General features: G+C 69.1%; 24 protein-coding genes. 10 read left to right on the top strand and 14 right to left on the bottom strand.

All coding sequences use genetic code 11. The features are described 5' to 3' along the window. From U9979_RS09295 to crtI, 8 genes are all read right to left on the bottom strand, one after another. Positions 1–791 (bottom strand): glycosyltransferase family 2 protein (locus U9979_RS09295; RefSeq protein WP_322779044.1); only part of this gene is annotated, 791 nt, incomplete at its 3' end. Continuing rightward, a complete protein-coding gene (locus tag U9979_RS09300) occupies positions 767–1,528 on the bottom strand; it encodes an acyltransferase (protein WP_322779045.1) in 762 nt (253 codons plus the stop codon). The genes U9979_RS09300 and U9979_RS09295, both read right to left, overlap by 25 nt. Continuing rightward, complete coding sequence (locus U9979_RS09305) at positions 1,480–2,445, bottom strand: glycosyltransferase family 2 protein (RefSeq protein WP_322779046.1); 966 nt, start codon at positions 2,443–2,445, stop codon at positions 1,480–1,482. Before U9979_RS09305 ends, U9979_RS09300 begins: the two co-directional genes overlap by 49 nt. A 108-nt stretch (positions 2,446–2,553) precedes the next feature. Next, positions 2,554–3,612: a phytoene/squalene synthase family protein gene (locus tag U9979_RS09310; RefSeq protein WP_322779047.1), complete on the bottom strand. Its 1,059-nt coding sequence runs from the start codon at positions 3,610–3,612 to the stop codon at positions 2,554–2,556. Between the two features lie 15 nt (positions 3,613–3,627). Continuing rightward, positions 3,628–4,587, bottom strand: coding sequence for a VWA domain-containing protein (locus U9979_RS09315; RefSeq protein WP_322748141.1), 960 nt, complete (start codon positions 4,585–4,587; stop codon positions 3,628–3,630). Then, positions 4,584–5,597: a DUF58 domain-containing protein gene (locus tag U9979_RS09320; RefSeq protein WP_322779048.1), complete on the bottom strand. Its 1,014-nt coding sequence runs from the start codon at positions 5,595–5,597 to the stop codon at positions 4,584–4,586. Before U9979_RS09320 ends, U9979_RS09315 begins: the two co-directional genes overlap by 4 nt. Continuing rightward, a complete protein-coding gene (locus U9979_RS09325; protein WP_322779049.1) occupies positions 5,594–6,787 on the bottom strand; it encodes a MoxR family ATPase in 1,194 nt (397 codons plus the stop codon). Before U9979_RS09325 ends, U9979_RS09320 begins: the two co-directional genes overlap by 4 nt. 169 nt (positions 6,788–6,956) lie before the next feature. Next, entirely contained in the window at positions 6,957–8,468 is a 1,512-nt protein-coding gene (gene crtI, locus U9979_RS09330) for a phytoene desaturase family protein (protein WP_322779050.1), read from the bottom strand. A 148-nt stretch (positions 8,469–8,616) separates the two neighbouring features. Here crtI and U9979_RS09335 point away from each other — a divergent pair, with 148 nt between their 5' ends. Both U9979_RS09335 and metF read left to right on the top strand, forming a co-directional pair. Further along, complete coding sequence (locus U9979_RS09335; RefSeq protein ID WP_322767015.1) at positions 8,617–9,303, top strand: hypothetical protein; 687 nt, start codon at positions 8,617–8,619, stop codon at positions 9,301–9,303. Between the two features lie 44 nt (positions 9,304–9,347). Then, positions 9,348–10,280 (top strand): methylenetetrahydrofolate reductase [NAD(P)H], encoded by a 933-nt coding sequence (gene metF, locus U9979_RS09340; RefSeq protein ID WP_322779065.1) that lies wholly within the window; start codon positions 9,348–9,350, stop codon positions 10,278–10,280. Here the strand turns inward: metF and U9979_RS09345 are convergent. Further along, a complete protein-coding gene (locus U9979_RS09345) occupies positions 10,262–10,510 on the bottom strand; it encodes a hypothetical protein (protein WP_322748146.1) in 249 nt (82 codons plus the stop codon). The genes metF and U9979_RS09345 overlap by 19 nt on opposite strands. Before the next feature lie 125 nt (positions 10,511–10,635). Here U9979_RS09345 and U9979_RS09350 point away from each other — a divergent pair, with 125 nt between their 5' ends. Beyond that, the gene (locus U9979_RS09350) at positions 10,636–11,343 is read left to right on the top strand and encodes a CDP-alcohol phosphatidyltransferase family protein (protein WP_322748147.1); all 708 of its coding nucleotides are present in this window, start codon (positions 10,636–10,638) and stop codon (positions 11,341–11,343) included. Between the two features lie 27 nt (positions 11,344–11,370). On the opposite strand, the gene U9979_RS09355 is transcribed toward U9979_RS09350, so the two are convergent. Both U9979_RS09355 and U9979_RS09360 read right to left on the bottom strand, forming a co-directional pair. Then, on the bottom strand, positions 11,371–12,918 hold the full coding sequence (locus U9979_RS09355; protein WP_322779051.1) for a phytoene desaturase family protein: 1,548 nt from the start codon (positions 12,916–12,918) through the stop codon (positions 11,371–11,373). An 81-nt stretch (positions 12,919–12,999) separates the two neighbouring features. Next, positions 13,000–13,836, bottom strand: coding sequence for an undecaprenyl-diphosphate phosphatase (locus U9979_RS09360; protein WP_322779052.1), 837 nt, complete (start codon positions 13,834–13,836; stop codon positions 13,000–13,002). A 378-nt stretch (positions 13,837–14,214) separates the two neighbouring features. On the opposite strand from U9979_RS09360, the gene U9979_RS09365 reads away from it, so the two are divergent. Together U9979_RS09365 and U9979_RS09370 are read left to right on the top strand one after the other, a co-directional pair. Continuing rightward, on the top strand, positions 14,215–15,057 hold the full coding sequence (locus U9979_RS09365; RefSeq protein ID WP_322779053.1) for a tyrosine-protein phosphatase: 843 nt from the start codon (positions 14,215–14,217) through the stop codon (positions 15,055–15,057). Between the two features lie 142 nt (positions 15,058–15,199). Next, a complete protein-coding gene (locus U9979_RS09370) occupies positions 15,200–16,090 on the top strand; it encodes a polysaccharide deacetylase family protein (protein ID WP_322779054.1) in 891 nt (296 codons plus the stop codon). A gap of 7 nt (positions 16,091–16,097) precedes the next feature. On the opposite strand, the gene U9979_RS09375 is transcribed toward U9979_RS09370, so the two are convergent. After that, positions 16,098–16,961 (bottom strand): putative RNA methyltransferase, encoded by an 864-nt coding sequence (locus U9979_RS09375; RefSeq protein ID WP_322748152.1) that lies wholly within the window; start codon positions 16,959–16,961, stop codon positions 16,098–16,100. Positions 16,962–17,130: 169 nt separating this feature from the next. Between U9979_RS09375 and U9979_RS09380 the strand changes: the two genes are divergently transcribed. Beyond that, the gene (locus U9979_RS09380) at positions 17,131–18,468 is read left to right on the top strand and encodes an NAD(P)/FAD-dependent oxidoreductase (protein ID WP_322779055.1); all 1,338 of its coding nucleotides are present in this window, start codon (positions 17,131–17,133) and stop codon (positions 18,466–18,468) included. A 90-nt stretch (positions 18,469–18,558) separates the two neighbouring features. On the opposite strand, the gene U9979_RS09385 is transcribed toward U9979_RS09380, so the two are convergent. Together U9979_RS09385 and U9979_RS09390 are read right to left on the bottom strand one after the other, a co-directional pair. Next, complete coding sequence (locus U9979_RS09385; protein ID WP_322748154.1) at positions 18,559–19,365, bottom strand: FadR/GntR family transcriptional regulator; 807 nt, start codon at positions 19,363–19,365, stop codon at positions 18,559–18,561. Between the two features lie 547 nt (positions 19,366–19,912). Continuing rightward, positions 19,913–20,659: a lysophospholipid acyltransferase family protein gene (locus tag U9979_RS09390; RefSeq protein WP_322779056.1), complete on the bottom strand. Its 747-nt coding sequence runs from the start codon at positions 20,657–20,659 to the stop codon at positions 19,913–19,915. A 263-nt stretch (positions 20,660–20,922) separates the two neighbouring features. On the opposite strand from U9979_RS09390, the gene U9979_RS09395 reads away from it, so the two are divergent. From U9979_RS09395 to U9979_RS09410, 4 genes are all read left to right on the top strand, one after another. After that, positions 20,923–21,591, top strand: coding sequence for a M50 family metallopeptidase (locus U9979_RS09395; protein ID WP_322748156.1), 669 nt, complete (start codon positions 20,923–20,925; stop codon positions 21,589–21,591). A gap of 33 nt (positions 21,592–21,624) precedes the next feature. Continuing rightward, positions 21,625–22,341 carry an SOS response-associated peptidase gene (locus U9979_RS09400; protein ID WP_322779057.1) on the top strand — a complete coding sequence of 239 codons (717 nt, stop codon included), beginning with the start codon at positions 21,625–21,627 and terminating at the stop codon, positions 22,339–22,341. 405 nt (positions 22,342–22,746) lie between these two features. Next, positions 22,747–23,709: a ComEA family DNA-binding protein gene (locus U9979_RS09405; protein WP_322779058.1), complete on the top strand. Its 963-nt coding sequence runs from the start codon at positions 22,747–22,749 to the stop codon at positions 23,707–23,709. Further along, positions 23,709–25,271, top strand: coding sequence for a ComEC/Rec2 family competence protein (locus U9979_RS09410; protein WP_322779059.1), 1,563 nt, complete (start codon positions 23,709–23,711; stop codon positions 25,269–25,271). The genes U9979_RS09405 and U9979_RS09410 overlap by 1 nt, the downstream gene beginning before the upstream one ends. Positions 25,272–25,293: the final 22 nt, after the last annotated feature.

The raw sequence follows: 25,293 nt of genomic DNA on the forward strand, positions 1-25,293 counted from the left end.
TGGTGGGACGACGACGCGCCGCTGTGGTGGATCACGGTTGCCGTCGGAGTGATCACCGGGTCGTAGCCGGCGGCCCGGGCCCGCACCGAGAAGTCGACGTCCTCGCCGTACATGAAGTACCGCGGATCGAGCCCGCCGAGCTGGGCGAACAGGTCCCGACGTACCAACAGCAGGCAGCCGGTGACCACCCCGACCGATGCGACGTTGTCGCGCTGCCACCCGCCGAGCGCTTCGGGGTCGAACAGGCGCGAGCCGCGCAGCGCGGTGGTCAGGCCGAGACCGAAGCACAGATGGCTCCACAGCGTGGGCGCACCCCAGCACGAGCTGGGGTCGAGAGTCCGATCGGGCGCCAGCGTGCGTCCGCCGTACACCCCGTGGTGGGGATACTGCTCGGCGAAGGCGACGAGGCGGCCCACCGCGTCGTCGATGACCACCGTGTCGGAGTTGAGGAGCAGCACGTAGCGGCCGGTGGCGTCGCTCGCCGCGATGTTGACCGCACGGGCGAAGCCGAGGTTGGTCGGCTGCTCGATCAGCCGCACCCACGGGTAGCGCTCCTTGAGCACAGCGACGGTGTCATCGCTGGAGGCGTTGTCGACGACGACCACCTCGGTGCTCACGGTGTCCGGCGCAGCCTGCAACGCTGTGGGGCCTGCGGCCTGCGGGCGCGCGATCTGACGATCGTCGCGCGCCCCTTGGCCCTGCAGCGCTGCGGGGACTAGCGAGTCCAGGCAGGCGGTGGTGAGTTCACGGGTGTTGTAGGAGATGATCAGGACAGAGACGTCGATGGCCATGCTGTCCCCCGTCCGTTGTCGCTGGGAGCGCCGGTCGCCGGGTCTGCGGTCGGTTTGTTCCCAGCCGGCCCGTCTCCGGCTGGCTTGTCTGAGCCCGGCTTGTCTGAGCCCGGCTTGTCAACGCTCGGCTTGTCAACGGCCTGCTCGTCAACGGGCGGTGTTGCGGTGCTCGCGTCGCCGCGGTGGCCGACCACCCGGGCGGGCGCGCCGACCGCGATGGCATCCGGCGGCAGCGACTTGGTCACCACCGAGTTGGCGCCGACGATGCACCCGTCGCCGATGGTGACACCCGCGACGACGACCACCCGGGCGCCCAGCCAGACGTTCGCGCCGATACGGATGTCGCGTTCGTCCTTGTCCTGGTGCATGACGGGTACACCGGGCGGCGTCCGGTAGTTGGACGCGGTGACGAAGACCTCGGGGGCGAACAGCGCGTGTTCGCCGATGTCGATACGGCCGGCCGAGTCACCGGCCCACAGGTAGCAGCGTTCGCCGATCTCGGCACCGGCGCCGATGGTGATGCGCTCCCCGTTGCGAATGGAGACGTTGGGTGCCAGGCGCACCCCGGGCCCCATGGTCAGCAGGCGGCGCGGCCGCACGTGCGAGTAGCCGTAGAAGTGCGCGACCCGCAGGAGGTGGGCATAGCCCAGCGGGTCGAGTAGCGAGCGTGCCGCCCGTAACGCGCTGCTCAGGCTGCGCCCGCGCTGGTGGTCCGGCTGGTGTTGTCGCGTTCCCATGTTTTCACGTCCCCCCGACGTAGCTTGCGGTGAGCCAGTAGCTGGGCCAGCACCACTATGCCGACATAGCAGGGTATGTCGACGGCTCTGCGTGGATCTTCTCGTACCACCCGGGCCCAGCCGCTGCGGCCGTTGGCGCTGGTGTCGGGCTTCGCCTCCGTCTGGCCGAGCTGGAGGTTGCCGGCATAGACGCGGACGAGTCGGTGCAGGTGGGCGCGGACAGTCCGGGCCGGAAAGATGGTGAACTCCACCCCGGGGCGGGCGGCCCGGCGCTCGTCGGCGCTGAACAGGGTGTAGAGGAAGAGATCGTCGGCGATGATCTCGGGGAAGTGCTCGAACCGTCCCCGCCCTGCTTCGTTGAGGCCGACCACCCCGGAGCCGACATGGCCGTCGCCGACGAACGGTTGGCGCATCCACAGTCGGTAGAAGCTGCGCACCGGCCAGCTGACCCCGGTCAGGTCGACGGCCAGCCGGGGCGCCGCCGCCATCGCGGCGTCCGTGCGCAGCAGATCCGCCGTCTTGAGCAGGACGTCACCGCGCACGACCACGTCGGCGTCCACGTAGAAGCGGGGGAACGACGTCACCGCCGCGTCGCCGAGATTGAGCGCCCCGGCTTTGCCTGGACGCGGTGTCTCCACCACCCGCGCCCCGGCAGCCCGGGCGAGCTCCGCCGTGCGGTCGGTGCATCCGTTGCACACCACGACGATGTCCAGGGCGCCTGCGGGCGTTCCGGTGCGCAGTGCCCGCAGGCAACGGTCGATGACCGCCTGCTCGTTGTGCGCCGGTATCACCACGCTGACCGGTGCCGCGCCCGGACCGTCGTCGGCGGCAGCGGCAGCGGCAGCAGCAGCAGCAGCGGTGTCGTCGTTGGCGGCCACGCCATCCCCGGTCGCCGGATCGCCGTCGCGTGTCAGCATGTGGCCATCTGGACACTTGACGTTACCTGGCCGGGCCGGACCTGGCTGTGTGCAGGACCCAGCAGAACCCGAGGCATCGGGTCACTCCCCCCTGACGGATATGACTCGTCAAAACCCCGGCCGATAGTAGGGGGCGTCACCCGGCGGACGTACGCCCGGGTCGGCGTGGATCCGGCGGATATGGGCGGCGCGGACGATTCCCGGGCCTGCGACAGCGACGCGTCGGGCGAGCCCGACGCTGACCCTCCTGTCCAGCACCTGGTAATCGGCGCGTTCCACCTCGTCCAGAATGCCGCTGTAGAGCCGGAACGCGGTCCCGACACAATCGCGCGATGTCGGGTGCAGCAGTCGGATGCCGGGTCTGGCAGCGCGGAAGAGCTCCCGGGCGCGGCTGATCTCGAACGCGAGCAGCCGGCGGACCGGGCCGTCCACCACACCGGCGCGCAGGTGCTGCGGGGTCACGCCGAACAGGTCCAGCGACTCCCGCGGCAGGTAGACACGGCCCCGGCGCAGGTCCTCCCCGACATCCCGGATGAAGTTCGCGAGCTGGAACGCCGCGCCCAGATCGCGTGCGTAGGGCAGGGCGGCGGGACCGGCGGCCTCCAGGACGTGCACCATCTGCAGGCCGATCACCACCGCCGATCCGTGGACGTAGGCCATCAGATCCTCCCAGGTCGCGTAGGAGGTGACGGTGAGGTCCATCGCCATGGATTGCAGGAACGCCCTGAAGTACTCAAGCGGGATGCCCCACCGCCCGATCGTGTCGATGACCGCCGGTAGCACCGATGTCGCGGCAGTGCCCCCGACGCCGGTGCCCCCGCCCCCGGTGCCCCCGCCCCCGGTGCCCCCGCCCCCGGGGGCCGTTCCGTCCCGCGGTGCCACGCGCAGGCCCGAGCGCGCCTGGGCGAGAAATTCCGCACTCCAACCGTGCAGCCAGGCCGCCCGTTCCCGGTCGGGGAGCGTGGAGTCGAGATCATCGACGATCTCGTCCGCGTAGCGCGCGAACCCGTAGAGCGCATGGACATAGGGCCGTTTCCAGGCGGGCAGCAACAGGGTCGCCAGAAAATACGTGCGGCCATGGGCGGCGTTGAGCCGGCGGCATTCCAGGTAGGAGCGCCTCAACTCCGGTGCGGTAATACCGGCGGCGGTCAGCTCACGCGCGCGCACAGTGCTGCTTTCGGGTCAGGGGAGTCGGGATGAGAAGGCCAGCGACAGCGCCGCGGCGGTCAGGCCGAGGCACAGCGACAATCCTACGAACCACATGGTGATCTCATGGAACTCGGTACGATATCCGATCGAGCTGCCGAGCCCTTGATACACCGACCGCAGTTCGTCGCCGGAGGCGGCTCGGTGGTAGGACCCGCCGGTCGTCTGGGCGATCTCGCGCAGCGCCGCCTCGTTGACCGGGACGGGAACCTGCTGGCCGCCGACGTCGAGGGTGCCGTCCGGGGTGCCGTAGGCGATCGTGTCCACCGGTATCCGGGCGCCGAGCGCGGCATCGCTGGCCTCGGCATTCGGGCGTCCCCGCTGGGTTTCACCGTCGGAGAGCAGCACGATGGCCGCCGGCGGCGGCGGCTGGCCGTCTGCGGTGACCTGGTCGCCGAGCGTGCTGATGGCCTGCAGGCAGGCGAAGATGCCCTCACCGATCGCGGTGGACGGACCCAGCTGCAGGCCGCGGATGCTGGCGCGGACCGATTCGCGGTCGGTGGTCGGCGGGACGAGAACAGCCGCGGAGCCCGCGAACGACACCAGGCCCAGGTTGATCCGTGGTGGCAGTTGATCCACGAACGACTCGGCGCCCTGTTTGGCCGACTCGAGCCGGTTGGGGGTGATGTCGATGGCCGCCATCGAGTTCGAGACGTCGATCGCCAGCATGATGGTCGCGCGTTCGCGGGGTATCCGTTCCGTGCGCGCCGGGCGGGCGAGGGCGAACACCATGGTGGCCAGCGTGAGCAGCAGGACAACAGCCGGCACATGGCGGCGCCACCACTGTGGGCGCCGCGGCAGCACGGACGCGAGCAGTCCCGCCGAGGCGAACCGGGCCGCATAGACACCCCGGCGCATCGACAGCAGGACGTAGGCCACTGCCAGGGTGGCGACCACCAGCAGCAGCCACAGCCAGTAGCCGGCGAGGAAGCTCATCGCGGCGTCCCGGCCGGTTGGGAGGTGACCCGCGGGCGCCTGCCCGCGCCGCGGCTTCGACGGGTGGTCAGGACGAAGCGGACGATGTCGGCGAGCCAGTCGGTGTCGGTCCGCAGCACCAGGTGGGCGGCACCGGCCCGGCGCAGCGCCGCGGCCACCTCGCGGCGGTGTGTCGCGGCCGCGCGGGCGTAGGACTCGCGCAGGCGGCGAGACGAGGTGGGCACGTCCAGCATCGCGCCGGTCTCGGGGTCCATGACGGTGAGCAGCCCCACCTGCGGGAGTTCCAGCTCGCGTGGGTCGATGATCTCGATGGCGAGTACCTGGTGGCGCCCGGCGAGCGCGCGCAGCGGCCGTTCCCACGACACGTCCGTCGACAGGAAATCCGAGATCACCACAGCCAGGCCGCGACGTCGGGGTGGATGGCGCAGCCCGTTCACGGCCACCGCGAGGTCGGTGGTCGCGCAGAGGTCAGGAGATCGGGCCGGGCGGTCCAGCGCGGTGCGCGGCGTCGCCAACAGGGTCCGCAGCAGGGCCCGCAGGCCGTCGCGACCGGTACGGGCGGGTAGCACCCGTGGGCCGGAGCCGGAGAGCACATACGCTCCCAGGCGGTTGCCGCTGCGTGCGGTCAGGTAGCCGACCGCGGCGACCGCGGCGATCGCGAGGTCGCGCTTTTCACAAGCCGCGGTGCCGAATTCCAGGCTGGCCGTGAGGTCGACGAGCGCCCAGGTCTCCAGCTCACGGTCGGCTATGAGGTCATGGACGTGCGGGATGGTGGTACGGGCCGTGACCGCCCAGTCCATCCGCCGGACGTCGTCGCCGACGTGGTAGGTGCGGCTTTCGGCTTTTTCCGTACCGGACCCGGGTACCAGGCCCAGATGGTCACCGAGCAGCAGCCCGTCCAGACGCCGGGTGACGGTCAGCTCGAGACGCCGCAGGGTGCGCTCGATCGCGGGATCCGCGGCGAGCTGCTTGCCGGTTCCCGACCCGGGGGAGGACCCCACGGCGCTCACGCGGTCGTCTTCCGGCCGTGGTATTCGGCCTGGTACCTGGCCTGGTGCCCGGTCTGGTACTCGGCGTGGTACTCGGGAAAGCCATGCGGGTTCGTGGTCCAGCGCCCGGCGTAGCCATGCTGGCGCGGAGCGACCTGCGGAGGTGTGGTGGCGGCCAGGACGCGTCCGGCGATGGCGTCCGCGGACAGGCCTTCCGCGAGAGCCTCATAGGACAGCACCAGCCGGTGCGGCAGTATGTCGAGAGCCACCGCGGCGACGTCATCGGGTACGACGTAGTCTCGCCCGCGCAGCAGCGCCAGTGCCCGTGCGGCCGCGACGAGACCGAGCGAGGCGCGCGGCGACGCGCCGTAGGCCAGGTGGCCGGCAAGCTCGGGCATCCCGAACTCGGCGGGCGAGCGGGTCGCCAGCACCATCCGCACGGCGTAGTCGGCGATCGCGTGGTGGACGAACACCTCCGTGGCGTGTTTCTGCAGCTTCATCAGGGTCCACGGGTCCAGCACACGCTCGGCCGCCGGCGGCGCCACGCCCATGCGTCGGACGATTTCGAGCTCCTCGACGCCGCTTGGATACGGTACGTTGATCTTCATCAGGAAGCGGTCGCGCTGCGCCTCCGGAAGCGGGTACACGCCTTCGGACTCGATCGGGTTCTGCGTGGCCAGCACCAGGAACGGCGCGGGCAGCCGATGGGTGACGCCGCCGAGGGAGACCTGCTGCTCGGACATGACCTCCAGCAGTGCCGACTGCACCTTCGCGGGTGCCCGGTTGATCTCGTCGGCGAGGACGAAGTTCGCGAAGACGGGGCCCAGCTCGACGTCGAAGGTCTCCCGGGTCTGGCGGTACACCCGCGTACCGATGATGTCGGACACGACCAGATCGCTGGTGAACTGGATACGCGCGAACGTTCCGCCGACCACCGTCGCCAGTGTCTGGACGGCCAGGGTCTTGGCCACTCCGGGTACGCCCTCCAGCAGACAGTGCCCGCGGGCGAGCAGGGCCACCAGCATGCGCTCGATCATGTGATCCTGGCCGACGATCACTTTCTTGACCTCGAAGAGGGCGCGCTCAAGATGATCGGCATCGGTGATCGTGTCCGGGTCGGCCAGGCTCTTCCCGCCCTGGTCGGAGTCGGCTGGGAGGGGACTGGGGCCGTCCGCGGTGGGCGCGGTCGCTGGAGCCTGCCGTTCGTCCATGGCCTCAGTCTCGCAGCGGATGCCGGGAATCGAGACCTGAAACGAGGGTGGTCAGCCAGTTCGAACAATGACTTAAGGGAAATCTAGGATTTCTCACTTCACGGTAATCGGACTGGCGGTCAGCGTGGGTTGGCGATCAATTCGGTTTGCGGTCCATTCGGGTTTGTGCTCAGCGAAGTGCCCGGGAGCGGTAGGCCCGGTCCCGGCCGAGTACCCGCTCGGCGGCCAGTCGTCCCGAGATCAGCACCATCGGCACGCCGACGCCGGGCTGGGTACCGCTGCCGGTGAACACCACGTTGTCCAGACTCGGGGCCAGGTTCGACGGGCGGAACGGACCGGTCTGACCGACGGTGTGGGCGGCGGCGAACGGGGTACCGGCGGCCATTCCCCGGGCCCGCCAGTCCGCGGGTGTGATCGTGTGCTCGACCTCGATCGCGGCACCGAAGCCGGCGTACCCCCGCCGTTCAAGGGTCTCCACCACCTCGTCGCGGTAGCGTCGGGTGAGCACCGACCAGTCCAGCGGCGCGGTCAGGTTCGGCGTCGGGAACAGCACGTAGTAGCTGTGTCGGTCGGCCGGGGCCAGCGACGGGTCGCCGATCGTCGGCGTGGTGATCAGGAACGACGGGTCGCTCATCAGCTCACCCCGTTTGATGATCTCGTCGAAGGTGCGCTGCCAGGCCCGTCCGAAGTGGATCGTGTGATGGGCCTGGTCGCCGAAGCCGGCGCTCGATCCGGCGAGCAGCAGGAAGCATGACGGTGAATAGCGCAGGTCGCGGACCCGCCGCGGCGTGACGGAGCTGGGCAGCAGTTCCCGGTAGGCGGTCGGAAGATCGGGGTTGAGCACCACCACGTCCGCGGCGATGCGTTCACCGGTCGCCGTGTGGACCGCGATCGCCCGCCGACCGCGGGTCTCCACCCGTGTCACGGTGGTGCCGTAGCGAAACGTCACTCCGTGTTTGGCGGCGGCCAGCGCCATCGCCACCGGAACGGCGTGCATTCCTCCGACCGGGAAGTACACCCCGGCTACCGAGTCCATGTAGGCGATCACCGCGTACACGGCGAGCGCGTCGTGGGGGGACAGGCCTGCGTACATCGCCTGGAACGAGAAGACCCGGCGGGTGCGCTCGTCGTGCAGGTACCGGGCCACCACCGCATCGAGGCGGCGGAAGGCACCCAGGGCGACCAGACGGGCCAGGGACGGCCGCACCAGGTCCAGCGGTGAGTCGATCGAGTTGTCGATGAAGTCGCGCATCTGCGCCCGGTACAGCTGCGATACGAATGCGACGAACCGGCGGTAACCGGCGGCTTCGCCCGGCCCGCACACGCGGGCGATCTCATCGGCGGTCGCGTCCGGGTCGGCGTGGATGTCGAGTGTGGATCCGTCGGGGTAGCGCGCCCGGTACAGCGGGTCGACCGGGCGCAGCTGCAGCCAGTCGTCAAGGTTCTCCCCGACGCAGTCGAAGGCGTCCGCGATCAGGTCCGGCATGGTCAGGACGGTCGGCCCGGTGTCGAACCGGTAGCCGCTCATGCGCAGCTGCCCGGTCCGCCCACCAGGGACGTCCTCGCGTTCGACCACGGTGACCTGCCGGCCGGCGCCGGCCAGCCGCAGGGCGGCGGACAGTCCGCCCAGGCCCGCCCCCACGATCACAATCCTGTCGGTCGGGCCGATGACCGTACGCATCCTGCTCCTCAGGGGATCGCCACCAGCGAGAATGTGTGGATCGCATTCGCTGACAGAACCAGTCGCTTGACGAGCAGGTCGCTCGACGAATCAGTTGCTCGGAGAATCAGTTGCTCAACGAATCAGTTGCTCACAGAACGGGGAACGGATGACAACCGTGGTCGTGGTCGGAGCGGCCGTCGTCCTGTTGTGCGCGGCAGCCGGCGGTATCGCGCTGCTGTACCGGCCGCCGGCGGAGATCGGGCAGACGGTGGCGGGGGTCGGCGCCGTCGAGGTTCGACTGGCCGCCGGCCGGGTGGAGATCGCCGAGACCGACCGGGTCGACGCCCGCCTGGAGATGACCGTGCGCCGACGTGTCGGGCGGACCCGCCCGGCGCTGGCGCGCAGCGGCGACCTGTTGCGCATCGACGGCCGTGTCAGCGAGGCCCGGGTCCGGCTGACGTTGCCCAGGGCGACCCGCGTACGAGCAGAGGTGCGCCGCGGGGATGTGACACTGTGGGGATCCGACGGTGACCTCGTCCTCCTGACGGACTCCGGCACCATCGCAGGACGTGAGCTGGGCGGGCGCAGGGTCACCGCACGCAGCCGCCTGGGAGATGTCATCCTGCATTTCTCGTCTCCGCCCGATCAGGTGAGCGCGCACGGCCACAGCGGCGCGGTCACGGTTGTCGTCCCGGGCGGTCCCTATGCCGTGGATGTGGAGTCGGCGGACCCCGGTGCCGTCGATGTCAGCGTTCCAGCTGACCCGGCGGCGACCCGGACGGTTTCGGCCCGCAGCCGGTCCGGGCGGGTACGGGTGTGCAGCCCCGCCCCGGGCGGACCGGTGCGCCTGTGAGCCGCCGAGGGCCCCGGCCCATGGCAGCCACTACCCTCGAGCCTATGACGGCGGTCAGGAGCGGGCTGGGACCTCGGGTGCTGACTGTGCGGGACTTCCTCGCGTCCGGTCAGCTGTCGTTCTCGTTCGAGTTCTTCGCACCCAAAACCCCTGCGGGGGAGCGCCACCTGTGGACAGCGATCAGGGAGTTGGAATCCCTGCAACCGTCCTTCGTGTCGGTGACCTACGGTGCGGGCGGGTCTACCCGCAAGGGAACCATCGGCGTGACCGAGCGGATTGCGACCGACACCACTCTCACACCGATCGGGCACCTGACGGCTGTCAACCACTCCGTGTCCGAGCTGCGGCAGGTGATCGGCAGTTACGCCGGAGCCGGGGTGCACAACGTACTGGCGTTGCGTGGCGACCCGCCCGGTGATCCGCGGGGGACCTGGGTCGCGCACCCGCAGGGTCTGCGCTATGCCGAGGACCTCGTGCGCCTTGTCCGGTCGCTGGGCGACTTCTGCGTCGGGGTCGCGGCGTTCCCGGACCGCCACCCGCGTTCGCCCGACTTCGACACCGACGCCCGCCACCTGGTCGGCAAGCTGGCCGCGGGCGCGGACTACGCGATCACCCAGTTCTTCTTCGATGTGGACGCCTACTTCCGGCTGGTCGAGCGGGTCCGCCGGCTCGGCTGCGAGGCGCCCGTCATCCCCGGGGTGATGCCCGTGACGAATGTCGCGCAGATCGAGCGGATGGCGCAGCTGTCCGGCGCGGAATTTCCCGCGGATCTGGCCGGCCGGCTGCACGAGGTGGCCCACGACCCGGTGGCGGTGGCGGCGGTCGGGGTGGCGGTCGCGACGGACCTGTGCGAGAAGCTGCTGGCCGGAGGTGCACCGGGCATCCACTTCATCACGTTGAACCGCTCGACCGCCACCCGTGAGGTGTTCCGCTCCCTGTCCGGATGGCGGGCGGCCGGTCAGTCGTGGTCCTCGTAGGCGTCGAAGACGCACAACAGCCACTCGTCCCGGAAAGGCTGCTCGCGGACGAGGGCGAAGTCGGCCAGGTTCGCCGCGTCGACGACCGCTGCCACCAGGTCGAGGTCCAGGGTGCCGAACACGGGTGTGATGCGGACCGCGACCACCACTTGGTCGCGCTCCGCGTTGAAGATTGCTGTCGGATGCAGGTCGTCGAGTGTCTCCACGACCAGGGGCGAGTGCTTGGTCACCGATGTCTCCTGCGGCCGCCTTGCGGCGGCTCCTCGAAGGGGGCTGACAGTCGTCGGTAGTGGGTCGTCATCACAAGCGGGTCATGTCGGACGACGGAACCATACGCAGAGGGCACGATGGCTTGGTGACCACCCCGGTGCCCGACCGTGACGGCTTTCTCAGGGAGTGGTCGGGCCTGCACGGAGGTTACGATGCCACAACCGGCATGTGGCTCGTCCGCTGGTGGCTCGGCCTGGTCTACCGGCTGGGACGCCCGTTGGCCGTGGGTGGTATCGGCCCCACGTCGATCACTGTCGCCGGGACGCTGCTGACCGGTGCCATGCTGCCGGCCGCGGCGCTGGGCGGCCCGTACCCGTTGCTAGCCGCGATGATCGTCGTTGCTGGTGGCCTCCTGGACAACCTTGACGGATGTGTGGCTGTCCTCACCCGTCGGGTGACGCCCTGGGGGTACGTCCTCGACTCGCTGGCGGACCGGATCTGTGACGGAATCTACCTTGTCGCCTTCTGGCTGCTCGGCGCCCCCGGTGGGGTGTGTGCCGTTGCCGGGGCCGCGGTCGCGCTGCTGGAGTATCTGCGTGCGCGGGCCGGGAACGTGGGGTTCTGCGAGATCGGCGTGGTGACGGTCGGCGAGCGGCCTACCCGGATCATCATCACAGTAATCGCGATGCTGGGCGCGGCGATCGACCCCGGCCGTGCCGACCTTGCCGGCATGATCGGTGCCGCCGCCACCGCAACGGTCTGTGCCGGGGGCCTGATCCAGCTCGGCATCGTGGTCCACCGGACGTTGCGGACCGCGACGTTGCCGACCGGGGCCGGCGTATCCCGACACTGACCACAGCGCGTGGTACGGATCATCGCACTACGCGGGGCCGATCATGTCGGCGACGATTTTCGCGGACATGGCGACCAGTGGGAGGCCCCCACCAGGGTGGGATGACCCCCCGACGAGAAACAGTCCCGGAATCGGCGAGCGGTTGCCCGGTCGCAGGAACGCCGCGCGCACGCCGTTGGACGATGTCCCGTAGATCGCCCCGCCGACCGCGCCGGTCCGTCGCTCCAGATCGGCTGGAGTGATCACACGGTGCCACAGCAGCCGGGCCCGGACATCCAGGCCGCGCTCGGCCATCAAAGCCAGGACCTGGGTGGCGTAGGCGTCGGCAAGCCCTGGTCGATCCCAGTCCACCCCGCGGTTGACCGGGCCGCCGACCGGGCCGGTGCCGGTGCCGCCGCGTGCGGGCCGTGGCGTCGCGGCGTCGCGCGGCGGAGCGGTTATGTGCCGGGCCGCGTTCACCAGGACGAACCATGCCTCACAGCCCGGCGGTGCGAGGGCGGGGTCGTCGGGCGCGCTTATGTAGATCGTCGGATCGGTGGCCAGGCGGCCGCCGAATACCGCGTCGAACTCGCCGTCGTTCTCGGCGGGGAACAGCACCGTGTGATGGGCGAGATCCGGCGTCCGCCCGCGCAGGGCGAGCAGCAGGACGAAGCCGGACAACGACGCCGGCGCCCGGCGTAGCCGCCGCTGCGCCCGCCGGTGGGGCGCGAGTATGCCGTACACCGTGCGGGCATCGATGCCGGACACCACCAGGTCCGCGTCGATGCCCCGGCCGCCGGCCAGCTGTACCCCGGTCACCCGACCACCGGCGTTGCGGGTGATCGCGACGACCTGATGGTCGAGCAGCAGGCGCGCGCCACGGCACACGGCCCGGTCCGCGACAGCCTGGCCGAGCTGGTGAAGGCCGCCGGGGATGTACCAACCGCCGTAGCAACGCTCGACGTGCGCGATGGCCGCGAGGGCCGCCGGTGCCTGGCGCGGATCGGAACCGGTATAGGTCGCATACCGTTCGAGGAACATCCGCAGTCGCTGGTCGGTGAGATGACGCCGGCCGAGCCCACGTACCGTCAGGCCGGGCGCGATGGTGGAGATGTCGCCTGGACGTCGCAGCGCCAACCCGGCCAACGACCGGACACCGGCGTTGGGGGCGGCCAGAAACGGGCCGCTGGTCGCCTCCCACAGACGCTCGGCGTGGGCTGCCAGCCGGCCCCACTGCTCGCCCGACCCGGGACGCAGGACGGCGTCCAGCTCGGCGGTGAACGCGTTGTCGTCGGCGTGAGCGTCGAGGACGGTCCCGTCGGCGAAGCGGTTGCGGGTGATCGGGTCCAGTCGGCGCAGCTCGAGGATGTCTCCCAGGGGCGCGCCGGTGGCGGCGAACAGGTCCGCGAAGACGTCCGGCATCGTCAACAGGGACGGTCCGGTGTCGAAGGAGAAGCCGTCCAGGCTGAACCGTGCGAGCTTGCCGCCGATCTCGGATGCCTGCTCGCAGATGGTGACGGTATGCCCGGCGGCGGCCAGTCGCGCGGCCGTCGCCAACCCGCCGACCCCCGCGCCGACCACGACAACCCGAGCCACCCCGCGACCCTATGCGGTGCTCTCGCATGCGATGGCCGTTCTGGCCGCCTCGCCGACGAGCCCGGCCGACGAGCCCGATCGTCAGGTCGCCGAGAGGATCCCCGTTGCGAGCAGCAGCAGCACGGTCGTGCCGAGGATGATCCGGTAGATGATGAACATGTCATAGTTGTTCTTGCCGATGAATTTCAGGAGCCAGGCGATGGCGACATAGGCCACGGCGAAGCTGACGGCCGTAGCGATGATCGTTGGTGTCCAGCCGACCCCGTGGGCGATGTTGCCGGCCTCGCTGACGCCCTGCAGGGCCGCAGCCCCGAACAGGGCCGGGATGGAAAGGAAGAACGACAGTCTGGTGACGGTCACCCGGTCAAGGCCCCGCGTCAGACCGGCCGACATGGTCGCGCCGGACCGGGAGATGCCAGGGATCAGCGCGGCACACTGGACCAGACCGATGGCGAGGGTGTCCTTCCAGGTGACGTCCGCCTCGTGGCGCTTCTGGGTCGCGTTGCCGTCGGCGTACGCTATGACACCGCTCCACACCACGAGCGCGGTGCCCACGAACCAGAGGCTGCGCAGTGTCGTCTCGATCATGTCTTTGAACAGCAGCCCGACCACACCGATGGGTAGCGAACCCAGCAGCACCGCCCATCCGAAGAGGTAGTCGGGGTGGCCGCGCCACCGGGGTTGGACGATGCCGCGAAGCAGGGCGGCCAGGATCCTCCCCAGGTCCTTGCGGAAGTACAGCAACGTCGCGAAGACGGCGCCGACCTGGATGATCGCGGTGAACGCCGTTATGTCGGGGTCGTCGATGGAGTAGCCGAGCAGTTTCTCCAGGATCGTCAGATGTCCGGTACTCGATACCGGCAGGAACTCCGTCAGTCCCTCGACCGCACCGAGAAACGTCGCCTCCAGGACGTTCACGCCCACCCCTCTCCCCAAGCATTATTGATACTATTGCAGCGATTTGTCACTTTCCGGCATCGTGCAGCGGCATATGGCGACAGCCCTCGTCGGTTCTCGCGGCACCGGGTGGACGACCCGAGTGCGGGGAGATCGCCGGTACCTGCCGCCTTGCAGCACATATCAGCTAAAATCAACTAAATCTTATAGCACCCCAAAATGTAACGGCGCGTCGCCGTGCGCGATTGTACGGCGGCCCACGAGGTCGCAGCCCCCGAGCATCCGGGGAGGCGTCGCTGCGGAGCTGGCCGGCGCAAACCTTGGCCATGGGTTCAGGCGTGGGACGGATACGTGTGCTCCACTGGAACAACACCGGACGATCAGGGCGGGAGCGAAGCCATGGGCGGCAGTGAGACGGCGGCGCACGAGACGGCGGTGCACGAGACGACAGCAGGCAGTCCGCCGGTACCGGCGGCACTACCGGTACCGGCAGCCCGGGAGGCTCGCGGCGGATCGCTACCGCGGCGCGATCGAGATCAGCTGGTGAACCTGCGGGATCTCGGCGGACTGCCGACGCAGGACGGTCGGCGTACTCGACCCGGCGTTCTGTACCGCAGTGACGCCCCGCGCCATGGCGACCGGCTACCGGTATTCGATCGTGAATGGCCACCCCGCACGGTCATCGACCTGCGGTCGCCGGTCGAGCGCGACGGTAGCCCGCACCCACTGGAATCGGCGGTGACCGATGTCCGAGTGATCCCGTTGCTCGGTGACGTCGACCCCGCGCATCCCACGTCCGAGATCGTTGTTGCCCTCGCGGGCGGCCTGAGCACGATGTATCGGGCGATCGTCGAACGGACCGGATCGCGGGTGGTCGAGATCCTTCATCTGGCCGCCCATGCGCCTGGACCACTCCTTGTGCATTGTGCGGCCGGCAAGGACCGGACAGGCCTGGTCGTGGCGGTCCTGCTACGTGCGGTGGGCGTTGAACCGGACGCGATACTCGCGGATTACGCGGCGACGGCCGCGAACATGGCGGAGGTACTGCGCCGACTAGGTAACAATCCGTTGCTGCCTGGAGCGGGCATGGGTGCTCCCGACCTGACCACGACCTCGATCTCGGCTGTCGAGCAGGTACTGGCCGTCATCGACGATCATCCGGGTGGCCTGTCCGGTTGGTTCGCGGCCAACGGCGCGCATCCGGACGCGGTGCCCACCTGGCGGGCCAGGCTGTTGTCCTGACCCCGTTTGTCCTGACCCCGTTTGTCCTGACCCCGCTTGTCCGGAGTCGCCGGGTGCCGCGTGTGGTGACCGACCACGCAGGGCAGCCGGGACTGCATCGCTGCAGTTGCGCTCCGTAGTCAAGCTCTTCAGAATCTCATGGGTGGACCGACGTCGCCTTGTGAAAATTCTCGCCCTCGGGGCCGCCGACCTGCTCGTCGGTTGTGCCGGTGACCGCCCGAAGTCCGTTCCGCCGGCGGTTGGTCCGCGACCTGTCGTCCCGCCGATCCGCGTGGTGCCCGATGCGCCGGTCCCACCGCAGGCGGCGCCGTCAGGTGGCCGACTGGAGCCGTCAGGTGGCTTGCTGGAGCCGTCAGCCGGCCCGTGGGGGTCGCCCGCTCCGCTCGCGGTCGCGCCGGGACAGCAACAGATCCTCTTCAACGCGCCGGGAGCGACCCGCCAGGTTGCGCTTACCATTGACGACGGTTTTAATGCCACCGCGGTTGCCGGATATGTCGACTTCGCCAGCCGGGCGAAAATTCCGCTCTCGTTCGCGCCGAACGGGATGTACCGCAACGTGTGGAATCAGCATGCAGCCGCCGTCCGGTCGCTGATCAAATCCGGGCAGGTCACGATGGTCAACCACACCTGGAGCCACCGCAGTATCCGTACACTTTCCGACGCGACGCTGCGCGCCGAGGTGGAACGCAATGACGACTGGGTCAGACAGACATTCGGCGTCACGACCCGACCGTGGTTCCGCCCGCCGTACGGGGAGCACAACGAGCGGTCGAGAGCGATCCTCGCTGAACTGGGTTATTCGCGCATCCTTATGTGGAGCGGGTCGGTGGGCGACTCGATGATGGGCGTCACTGCCGGCGAACTCATCGCGGCTGCGCGTCAGGCCATCCAGCCGGGGGCGGTCGTGCTTGGACACGCGAATCAACAGGTGGTCGTGAATCTCTACGGAGAGCTCGAACGCCTGATCATTCAGCGGGCGCTCGTCCCGGTCACGGTCGAAACCATGTTCATGGCAGACCTGATCGCTCGCTGAATCCGCTCTATGTCGGGTGGGGCTCGTACACCTCGATTGTGAATGACGCCGTCGGGGTCGCGCCGTTCGGCCACCGTTCATCGATGATCGATTGGATGTCGGCGGTGCGACGGTGGTGGGCGGTCGGCCCCATCATCACAAGATGGAGGAGATCATATGCGGTGAGCGACATTTCGAGGTCGAGTGTCAACCGCTCCCGTCTGACGAAGGATTCACCCAGGGTCGAGCGGAGGCGCTCGGGCTTGCGCTGATCGACCGTGACCAGACCCAGCGGACCGACAAGGCCGGCCAGATGGCGGACGGTGGGCGTTACGATGACGAGATACCCGTCCGGCCGGAGGATGCGGTGCATTTCCGTGACATTGCGCGGCGCGAAGACATCGAGAATGACCGACGCCGTGCCCGTTCGCACCGGCAGCGGGCCGCGTACGTCCACGCCGACCGCGCCGATCCGCGGATGCGCGCGGGCCGCGCGCCGCAGTGCGTAGGTGGACACGTCAATGGCGATGCCGACCGCGTCGGGGCACAGGTTCAGCAGATGCGCCAGGTAGTACCCGGGGCCGGCGCCGATGTCGACGACGACCTGCTCGTCACCGATCGTCCAGGTTTCCCTCGTCGCGCCTTGGATGACCGAGCCAAGCTGGTCGGCGAGCGCGCGGTAGTGACCGCCCGCGAAGAACGCCTCTCGTGACCGGACCATGTCCGCGCTGTCGCCGGGGATCCCAGCGGCCCGACCGGTCGTGAGGGTCAGGTGACCCCCTCGGGCGAGGTCGTATGCGTGGCCGCCCGGGCAGCGCACCTGCCCGTTGCCGGTGGCGAGATCCTGTCCGCACAGCGGGCATGTGAGATAGGCGAGAACCGTATGAATCACGCCTGGCCCACCGCCATCATCGGCCGCATGACAACGACCGTACGTGCCCGGTGAGGGTCGTGGATCGACGTGCGACCGGCCTGTGTTCCAGCGGGCCGAAGGGCGCGCGACGATCGTCAGATCGCGCGCCCGCAGGCCGCAGTCCCCGGCGCGCTAACAGTGAGGTGGTATGACGCACGTGTCCGCTGACGAGGGCCCGGGAGCCGGCCGCGGGTCGCGCCCGCCCGGGCGGGTGGCGGTTGTCGGCGCCGGTATGGTCGGCCTGGCCAGTGCCTGGTTTCTGCAGGAGCGCGGGGTCGAGGTCACAGTGATCGAGCGCGTCCGGGTGGCCGCTGGATCGTCCTGGGGTAACGCCGGCTGGCTCACCCCGAGCCTGGCTGCGCCGCTGCCGGAGCCGGCCGTACTGCGCTACGGCCTGCGGGCTGTCCTGATGCCGACATCGCCGGTGTACGTACCGCTGCGAGCAGACCCGCGATTGCTGCGCTTCCTCGCCGGATTCGCACGCAACAGCACGGCCAACCGTTGGCGGCGGGCGATGGGGGCACTTGCGCCGGTCAATCGGCGGGCACTTGGTGCCTTCGACATCCTCGCGGCCGGGGGAGTGGACGTACCAACCCGCCCGGCCGTGCCGTTCCTGGCCTGCTATCGCGATCCACACGAGCGGGAGGCGCTGATCCTCGAACTCGAGGAGATCCGCAGTGCCGGCCAGCACGTCGAGTTCGACCTGCTCGACGGCCGCGCCGCGCGCACACTGGAGCCGGCGCTGACCGATGGGATCGGTGCCGCGATCCGCATCCACGGCCAGCGCTTCTGCGATCCCGGGGATTTCGTGACAGCACTCGCGGACAGTGTCCGGGCCCGGGGCGGCGAGCTGCGGGAGGGCGTCGGCGTACTGGCCATCCATGCCGGCCGGGCTGCCGACCGGGCTGCCGACCGTGGCAATCGACGTCGTGCTGGGGCCGCGGAGGTGGGGCTGGAGCTCTCTACCGGGCAGATCGACCGGTTCGATGCCGTGGTGGTCGCCTGCGGCGCGTGGCTGACCGATCTCGTGCGCCCGTTCGGGGTCCGGACTCTCGTTCAGGCGGGGCGTGGGTACAGCTTCAGCGTCACCGCGCGCGACCTGCCGCGCGGCCCGCTGTACTTTCCGACCCACCGGGTGGCGTGCACACCGCTCGGGAACCGGTTGCGCATTGCCGGGATGATGGAGTTCCGGGAACCGCACGCGCCGCTGGATCGCCGCCGTATCACCGCGATCGTCAATGCGGTGCGTCCGCTGTTGGCCGGTGTCGATGTCGATACGCGGACGCAGGAATGGGTCGGTTCCCGTCCGTGTACACCGGACGGTCTTCCCCTGATCGGGCGGACGGCGTCACCTCGGGTGTTTGTCGCCGGCGGTCATGGGATGTGGGGCATCACCCTTGGACCGATCACCGGCCAGCTGGTGGCTGAGGCGGTCACCACCGGGCGTTGTCCTGATCACCTCGCGCCGTTCGACCCGCTGCGGTGATCTGTAGCAATCCGCAGGCACGGCCGGGCCCAAGGGGCTCGCCCAGTGTCGACACCGGTGTCGACACCAGTGTCGACCGACGTTTGCCGATCAGCCGAGTAGATCGAGCACGGTCGCGGCCACCGGGCCGTCGGTCAGGTAACGGCCCGCTTCCAGCAGATGCTCCCGCCACAGGTCCTCGGCGGCACGGGCGTCACGGGCTTCGATGAGGTCCACGACGCGCTCGTGGTCGACGAGTCGCCGGCGGATGGCGAGCCGGTGCTCGGGGCTGCGCTCCGCGGCTGGATGGGAGAGCGTCGCAAGATCGAGAATGTGGCGCAGCATGCCTGACAGGACCGAAAGCGTCGTGTTTCCGGCGAGCTCCACCAGCAGCACGTGAAAGGCGAGATTGGCCTGCAGGCACTGGCCTGGATCGTCGGTCGCCGTCGCGGCGGCTGTCTCGGTCACCGCGAGCCTGAGTTTGTCGAGGGCATCCTGGGTACGGTTCGCTGCCAAGATTGCCACGCACGGCGGCTCGATCACGACGCGAGCCTGATGGATGTCGGCCAGCGTGGTACCGCGGTACTCCAGGACCAGGGCGGCATAGCGGGCGGCGATGTCGCCGTTGGGGGTGTGCACCCGGGCGCCACCGTGCGCACCGCGCCTGACTGTGATCAAGGCCTCGGATTCCAGCACACGGAATGCTTCTCGCAATGTCGGCCGGGAGACACCGAACTGTTCCATGAGGGTCGCCTCGGGCGGCAGTGCGTCGCCTTCGACGAGTTCTCCCCGTACGATCCGGCGTCGTAGGTGCGCCGCGACCAGCTCAGCGGTCTTCGGGACCCGAACCTGCTGCCCGATCGCGACCACTGTGCCGACCCTGCTAGCAGTCGGCATCGCCAGCTCTTGTACAGCCATCGTGGGCGCCTCCATCGACAACGAACAGGTGAGTCTCTATACAACACGGACTCGGCGAGCCAAACGGGTTGGCTCAAATGTTGTTGGTGCTTGAGGTTACCAATGGGTCGCCCCTGTGCTCTAGAGAGTCCGGACACATCTGGGGATCGGATGTTGTCTACAAGTAGTCTTTGCCTTGTCTGCACGGGGAGTCGGGCTAGAGCTGCCGGGTAGAGGTGCTCCTGAAGAAATGCCCGCCCACCCCTTGTGTAAAGGTCTGTCGACCCTTGTGCTATAAGAGCATCCGGGATCGGCCGCACGGATGTCGACCGGCCTGGTATCCAGCCGGGGAACCTGCCACGGCCTGCCGGGCGAAACGGCCTGCCGGGCGAAACGGCCTGGGTGGTCCGAGCGGGCGACGCGACGGGAGCCCCGGGACGAGCAGGGTTATGATCACGGGTGCCCGGAACTCGGGGTGCTGAAAGCTACGTGATGAGATCTATCTGACAATGCTCGCGGTTGTTCTCGCCGTGTTTCGACGAGGCGAACGAAGATCTAAAACAGGCCCTTACTTCTTGTCGCGGAGCGCGGCCTGCTCCCGCGCGACCGTCTCGAGCGTGGGTGCACAGCCACCCAGATGGGCGGGTAGCCACCATGGTGACTCGCCGGGAGGGGGCGGTGGGTAGTCCCGCTGGGCGTCGGCGAGAAGCTTGGCCATGGCATCGGCCAGCAGTTGTGTTCCAGTCTGGGCATCTTTCAGGTCGGCCGTCGGGATCGACTCGCCAATCATGATCGATACGGGGGTTCCTCGCGCCGCCCGGAGGTTACGTGGCCGTCCCTTGGTGAGGATGCGCTGGCTGCCCCAAATGATTACCGGGAGTGCGGGAACGCCCGCTTCGGCGGCCATTCGGGCCGCCCCGGACTTGAAGGGCTGGAGACAGAAGCTACGACTGACGGTCGCCTCGGGGAAGACCCCCACGAGCTCGCCAGCCTTCAGGGCCTGTACCGCGTGACGGTACGAGCCGGCCCCTGCCGATCGGTCGACGGGGATATGGCGCATCCCTCGCATCAGCGGCCCGGCAATGGGGTGGGCGAAGACCTCGTGTTTGGCCATGAAGCGCACCAGACGCCGGTGAGCGTACCAGAACGGAACACCGGCGAGCGCGAAGTCCAGATACGACACGTGGTTGATCGCCACCACGCAGCCACCCGTGGCCGGTATGTGCTCCTGCCCCCGGACATCCAGCTTGAGGTCGAGAGCCTTGAAGGCCCCGAGCGCGAAACGGATCACTGGCTTGTAGACGAGCTCCGCCACCCGCTCTTTACCTCCCGACGTTCCCTGTCGTGACGATGACGCCGATCGGTCACGAGAAGTCTATATCTGATCGTACCCTTGGTGTCGTGAAGCGGTGGGACGCCATGTCGGCCGGCCCTCGACGATCTTTTGTCCGAGCATTGCATACTCGGGTCCTGACGGTCACACCGGCACCGGCACCGATACTGGCACCGCCACCGCCACCGCCCCTCGGCGGCGACTGTTGAGACAGGAGACGTACGACGCCTGACGAGTGGACACAGTTGCTCACGTCCGGGGACCCGCCGCGATGGACAGCCATTGCCGGTGCCGCCGTCGCCCTTCTCGTGGTGCTCAACAATCGTCTGTGGCCGTTGGCCCGACATGTGATCACCATTGCGCACGAGGGTGGGCATGCGCTCGCAGCGGTCGGAAGCGGCCGGCGCGTCGGCGGGATCCGACTACATTCGGACACTTCCGGGGTGACCGTGTCGGCGGGTCGCCCGACCGGGCCGGGCGTCGTGATCACGGTTGCGGCCGGCTACATCACTCCGTCCATCCTTGGCCTTGGCGGTGCAGCCCTGCTGGCTGCCAACCAGGTGAGCCTGCTGTTGCGACTCAGTGTCGCCCTGCTGCTCGGAGTGTTGGTGGCCATCCGTAACGCGTTCGGCGTGTTGTCGATAGCGCTGAGCGCGGTGACGGTCATCGCCGTGTCGATGCTGGCGCCGTCGCCCTATCAGGAGGTGTTCGCAGCCTTTGTCACCTGGTTCCTCCTCATCGGCGGTGTGCGGCCGATCGTCGAGGTGCAACGGACCCGCCGTCGAGGCGCGCCGACATCGGACCCTGACCAGCTGGCGCGTCTGACCGGCGTGCCGGGCGTGGTCTGGGTGGCCTTTTTCGCGCTCGTGTCCGTGTTCTGTCTGGCTGTCTCGGTCGAGTGGCTGCTGCGGTGACGACCGGGCCGTCGGCTGGCAGACTGTCATGGTGTGTGTGGTCGTTACGCCAATGCTCTGAGCGCGCGACAGCTGGCGGAGTCGTTCACGGCCCGTGATGAGACCGGTGGCGTCCAGCCGAACTTCAACGTGGCGCCGACCAGCGAGGTTCCGGTGATTGTCATCCCGCCCGAGCAGCCGGACGGGGGCGCGCGGCTGCGGATGGCTCGCTGGGGGCTGGTGCCGTCGTGGGCACGCGACAGTGCGATCGGTAACCGTCTGATCAATGCTCGGGCGGAGACGGTGGCCACCAAGCCCGCGTTCCGTGCCGCGCTGCGCGCCCGCCGCTGCCTGGTGCCGGCCACCGGTTACTACGAGTGGCATCGGGTGGACGGCGCCCGCCGTGGGCAGCCGTACCTGGTGCATCCGGGCGATGACGGGCCCGCCGCGCTCGCGGGCCTGTACGAGATCTGGCAGCCACCGTCGGGCGCTGTACGTGCGACTTTCACCATCATCACCACCACCGCGGCCGGCGGCCTTGAGTTCCTGCATCCACGTTCGCCCGTGCTGCTGCCACGGGCGTCCTGGTCGCGCTGGCTCGACCCGCGCCTTGACGATCCGGCAGCCGTGACCGCAATGCTCGCGCCCGCGCCCGTGGGCATGTTGCGGGCGTACCCGGTCACCTCCCGAGTTGGGAACGTACGCAACAACGACCCGCACCTACTCGACCCGGTTGTCGGAGGCGACGCCGACGAACTTCCGTTCGCCTGATTGCAGCCGACGCCGGGGGTGCGCATCCGGGCGGGCTGGTGTTGGTGGCAACCGTGGGGAGAATGTACGAACTGATTGATCAAAACCGGTGACCGTGCATCAACAATGATGCCGAAGATATCAGAAGCATTCGGCATCCGTGGTTTTCCTGTGGATAAAAGTCGGATATCCACAGGATGGCATCGAAGCGTGCTATCCATGACGGGGCGTTCTACCGTCGCGGACATGGCTGATCTTCCGTTCATTCGCGCTACCCGCACAGTCGGCATCCCCGCCGCACCCCGGCGCCGGTTGTCGACAATCCGCACTCTGGCCTCGCACGGACCGGACGGTTACCCGCCGCTGAGTCCTTCCGAACGCTGCGACGTAGAACCGCCGACTGTTCCGACATGTTGGACGCCCGTCATGGGTGACCCTGGGTTCCCCGCGGCGGAGGGTGGTCACACCGACGCCTCGCAGCCGGCCGCGGGCGTTTCGGAGGTGCTGGAGCCGCAGCCGGTGATGTTCGACGTTGCGGCACCGTCGACGCCGTCCGGTGCGCTCGCCGGCGAGCACAACGAAGGTGACCTGTTCGACGAGCTGTCGCCCCAAGGCAGCGCCGGTCGGCTTGTGCGGCAACCGGCTGCCCGGTCCGGTCCGCTGGGTCTTGCTGAACACCTGCCGCGGCTTCTGCGCGGCGGCCTGGTCGATCCAGCCATCCGCGGAGCGCTCCTGCTCGTGGTCGTGGCCCTGGCCGCGGCATTGACGGCTGGATGGTTTGCCTGGCGGAACAGACCGGTCTCCCTGATGGCTGTCTCCGCTGGGACGCCATCGGCGCGGGCCCAGGGGCATGTGCCGGCGGACGCTGACAGCGCCGGTTCGAAACCGGTGATCTGGTCATCGGCTGGCGCCACACATAGCCCGGCAGCACAAATTGTCGTTGAAGTGGTGGGCAAGGTGCACAGCCCCGGTGTCCTGACCGTGGCGGCTGGATCCCGGGTGGCGGACGCTCTTGCGCAAGCTGGCGGCGTGCTACCCGGGACGGATACGGCCGGTCTCGCGTTGGCGCGCCGCCTGGTGGACGGCGAACAGATCATGGTGGACGGCCGTCCCGGCCCGGCTCCTCCCGCGCCGGCCGGTGCCGGGACCGGCGGTGGCACCGGTGGGGGCACGGGATCGTCGGCGATCACGCCGGAAACACCGCTGAACCTCAATACCGCCACGGTCGACGCTCTCGACGGGTTGCCCGGGGTGGGGCCGGTGCTTGCCCAGCGGATCGTCGAGTGGCGCAAGGCCCATGGCACCTTCACCTCGCCCCACCAGCTGGGGGATGTGACCGGCGTCGGTGACCGGCGACTCGCCGATCTGCTGCCACTCATCACCGTCTGATGGCGGGTGATCGGCCCGATCGACCCGCCGACCTGCGGCTTGTCGGGCCGGCGCTCGCGGCCTGGGCCGGCGCGGCAGGCGCGGGCCTGACCGAGCCGGCCCCGGTCGTGCTGTTGATCGCCGCCCTCGTCCTCGGCGCGACACTGGTGTGTGCGGTCCTCCTGGTGCGGCGAACACACATCTGGCGGCCCGCGGCAACAGGGCTCGCTGTGCTGGCCTGCCTCACCGCTGGGGTCCTCGCCGCGGGTATCGCGGCCCGTGGTCGCCTACACGGTCCACTCGCCGATCTTGATGGGATGCGAGCGGCCGCCACCATCGAAGGGACGCTCACCGGTGATCCGCGGGTGAGTCCTGGTGGCAACACTCAGCTGGTCATCGTCCCGCTGCGGGTCGAGCGCCTCACCGCGGCCGGGCGTGATCTTCGGCTGCGCCAGCCGATGCTCGTCCTGGCGACCGCGAGCGGTTGGGCGGGCCTGTTACCGAGTCAGCGGGTCCGTGCCGACGGCACGTTGGCGCCCCCACGCGCGGCTGACACGGTTGCGGCGGTCATCTTCGTCCGGGGCCCGCCGGTGGTGGTCGGCGGGCCGTCGATGGTGCAGGCAGCGGCAGCCCATCTGCGCCAGGGGCTTCGCGACGCGGTGTCGGGGTTGGACGGCCCGCGCCGAGGGCTGCTGCCGGGCCTGGTGGTGGGCGACACGGGCAATCTCGCCGAGGATGTCAAAAACAACTTCCGGGTCGCCGGAATGTCACATTTGGTGGCTGTGTCCGGGGCGAACTGCGCGATCGTCATCGCCGCAGCGACGATCCTCGTCCGGCGAAGTCGGTGTGGTCCGTGGCTGCGGGCTGGGTGGGTCGCACTGGCCCTACTCTGCTTCGTCGTGCTGGCCCGACCGTCTCCCAGCGTCCTGCGGGCCGGTGTCATGGGGCTGATCGGGATTGTCGCGACGGGTGGTGGGCGGCAACGGGGGGCTATACCCGCGCTCTGCGCCACGGTGCTCATGCTGGTCCTCGTCAGTCCCGATCTCGCCCGCTCGGTTGGTTTCAGTCTTTCGGTGTTCGCGACCGCAGGCCTGGTGATCCTGGCTCCAGGCTGGCGGGATGCGCTGTCACGACGGTTGCCCACGTGGTTGGCGGAGCTGCTCGCGGTCGCCGTGGCGGCACATGTCGCCTGCTCGCCGGTGCTGGCCGCGATCGGCGGCGGCGTCAGCCTCGTCGCCATCCCGGCCAACATGCTCGCCGACTGCGCGGTGGCCCCGGCAACGATCCTTGGGGTGCTCGCCACGATGGCCGCAGTGTGCTGTATGCCGCTGGCCCGGCTGTTGGCCGCCCTCGCCGGCGTGCCATGCGAATGGCTGATCATGATTGCCGACATCGCCGCGCGGGCACCGGGAGCACAGATCGGTTGGCCGACCGGTCCACTCGGAGCCCTGGCCCTGGTCGCCGTCACCACGGCGACGCTCGGTGCGGTCCGCCGGCGCCGCGGACGCAGCCTTCTTGCGGCAGCGGTGATCGGAGCGGTGACCGTTGAGCTGATCGTCATGGTTCGGCCAGCCGGATCATGACCATCCACGGGATGATGGGCCG

This window comes from Protofrankia sp. Cas4 (assembly GCF_963555915.1).
GTDB lineage: Bacteria > Actinomycetota > Actinomycetes > Frankiales > Frankiaceae > Protofrankia.

Bases quoted from the DNA above. Each gene is read 5' to 3' on its own strand.
- U9979_RS09300 (WP_322779045.1), bottom strand. From the start codon at position 1,528: ATGGGAACGCGACAACACCAGCCGGACCACCAGCGCGGGCGCAGCCTG.
- U9979_RS09305 (WP_322779046.1), bottom strand. From the start codon at position 2,445: ATGCTGACACGCGACGGCGATCCGGCGACCGGGGATGGCGTGGCCGCC.
- U9979_RS09315 (WP_322748141.1), bottom strand. From the start codon at position 4,587: ATGAGCTTCCTCGCCGGCTACTGGCTGTGGCTGCTGCTGGTGGTCGCC.
- U9979_RS09325 (WP_322779049.1), bottom strand. From the start codon at position 6,787: ATGGACGAACGGCAGGCTCCAGCGACCGCGCCCACCGCGGACGGCCCC.
- crtI (WP_322779050.1), bottom strand. From the start codon at position 8,468: ATGCGTACGGTCATCGGCCCGACCGACAGGATTGTGATCGTGGGGGCG.
- U9979_RS09335 (WP_322767015.1), top strand. From the start codon at position 8,617: ATGACAACCGTGGTCGTGGTCGGAGCGGCCGTCGTCCTGTTGTGCGCG.
- metF (WP_322779065.1), top strand. From the start codon at position 9,348: ATGACGGCGGTCAGGAGCGGGCTGGGACCTCGGGTGCTGACTGTGCGG.
- U9979_RS09365 (WP_322779053.1), top strand. From the start codon at position 14,215: ATGGGCGGCAGTGAGACGGCGGCGCACGAGACGGCGGTGCACGAGACG.
- U9979_RS09380 (WP_322779055.1), top strand. From the start codon at position 17,131: ATGACGCACGTGTCCGCTGACGAGGGCCCGGGAGCCGGCCGCGGGTCG.
- U9979_RS09385 (WP_322748154.1), bottom strand. From the start codon at position 19,365: ATGGCTGTACAAGAGCTGGCGATGCCGACTGCTAGCAGGGTCGGCACA.
- U9979_RS09405 (WP_322779058.1), top strand. From the start codon at position 22,747: ATGGGTGACCCTGGGTTCCCCGCGGCGGAGGGTGGTCACACCGACGCC.
- U9979_RS09410 (WP_322779059.1), top strand. From the start codon at position 23,709: ATGGCGGGTGATCGGCCCGATCGACCCGCCGACCTGCGGCTTGTCGGG.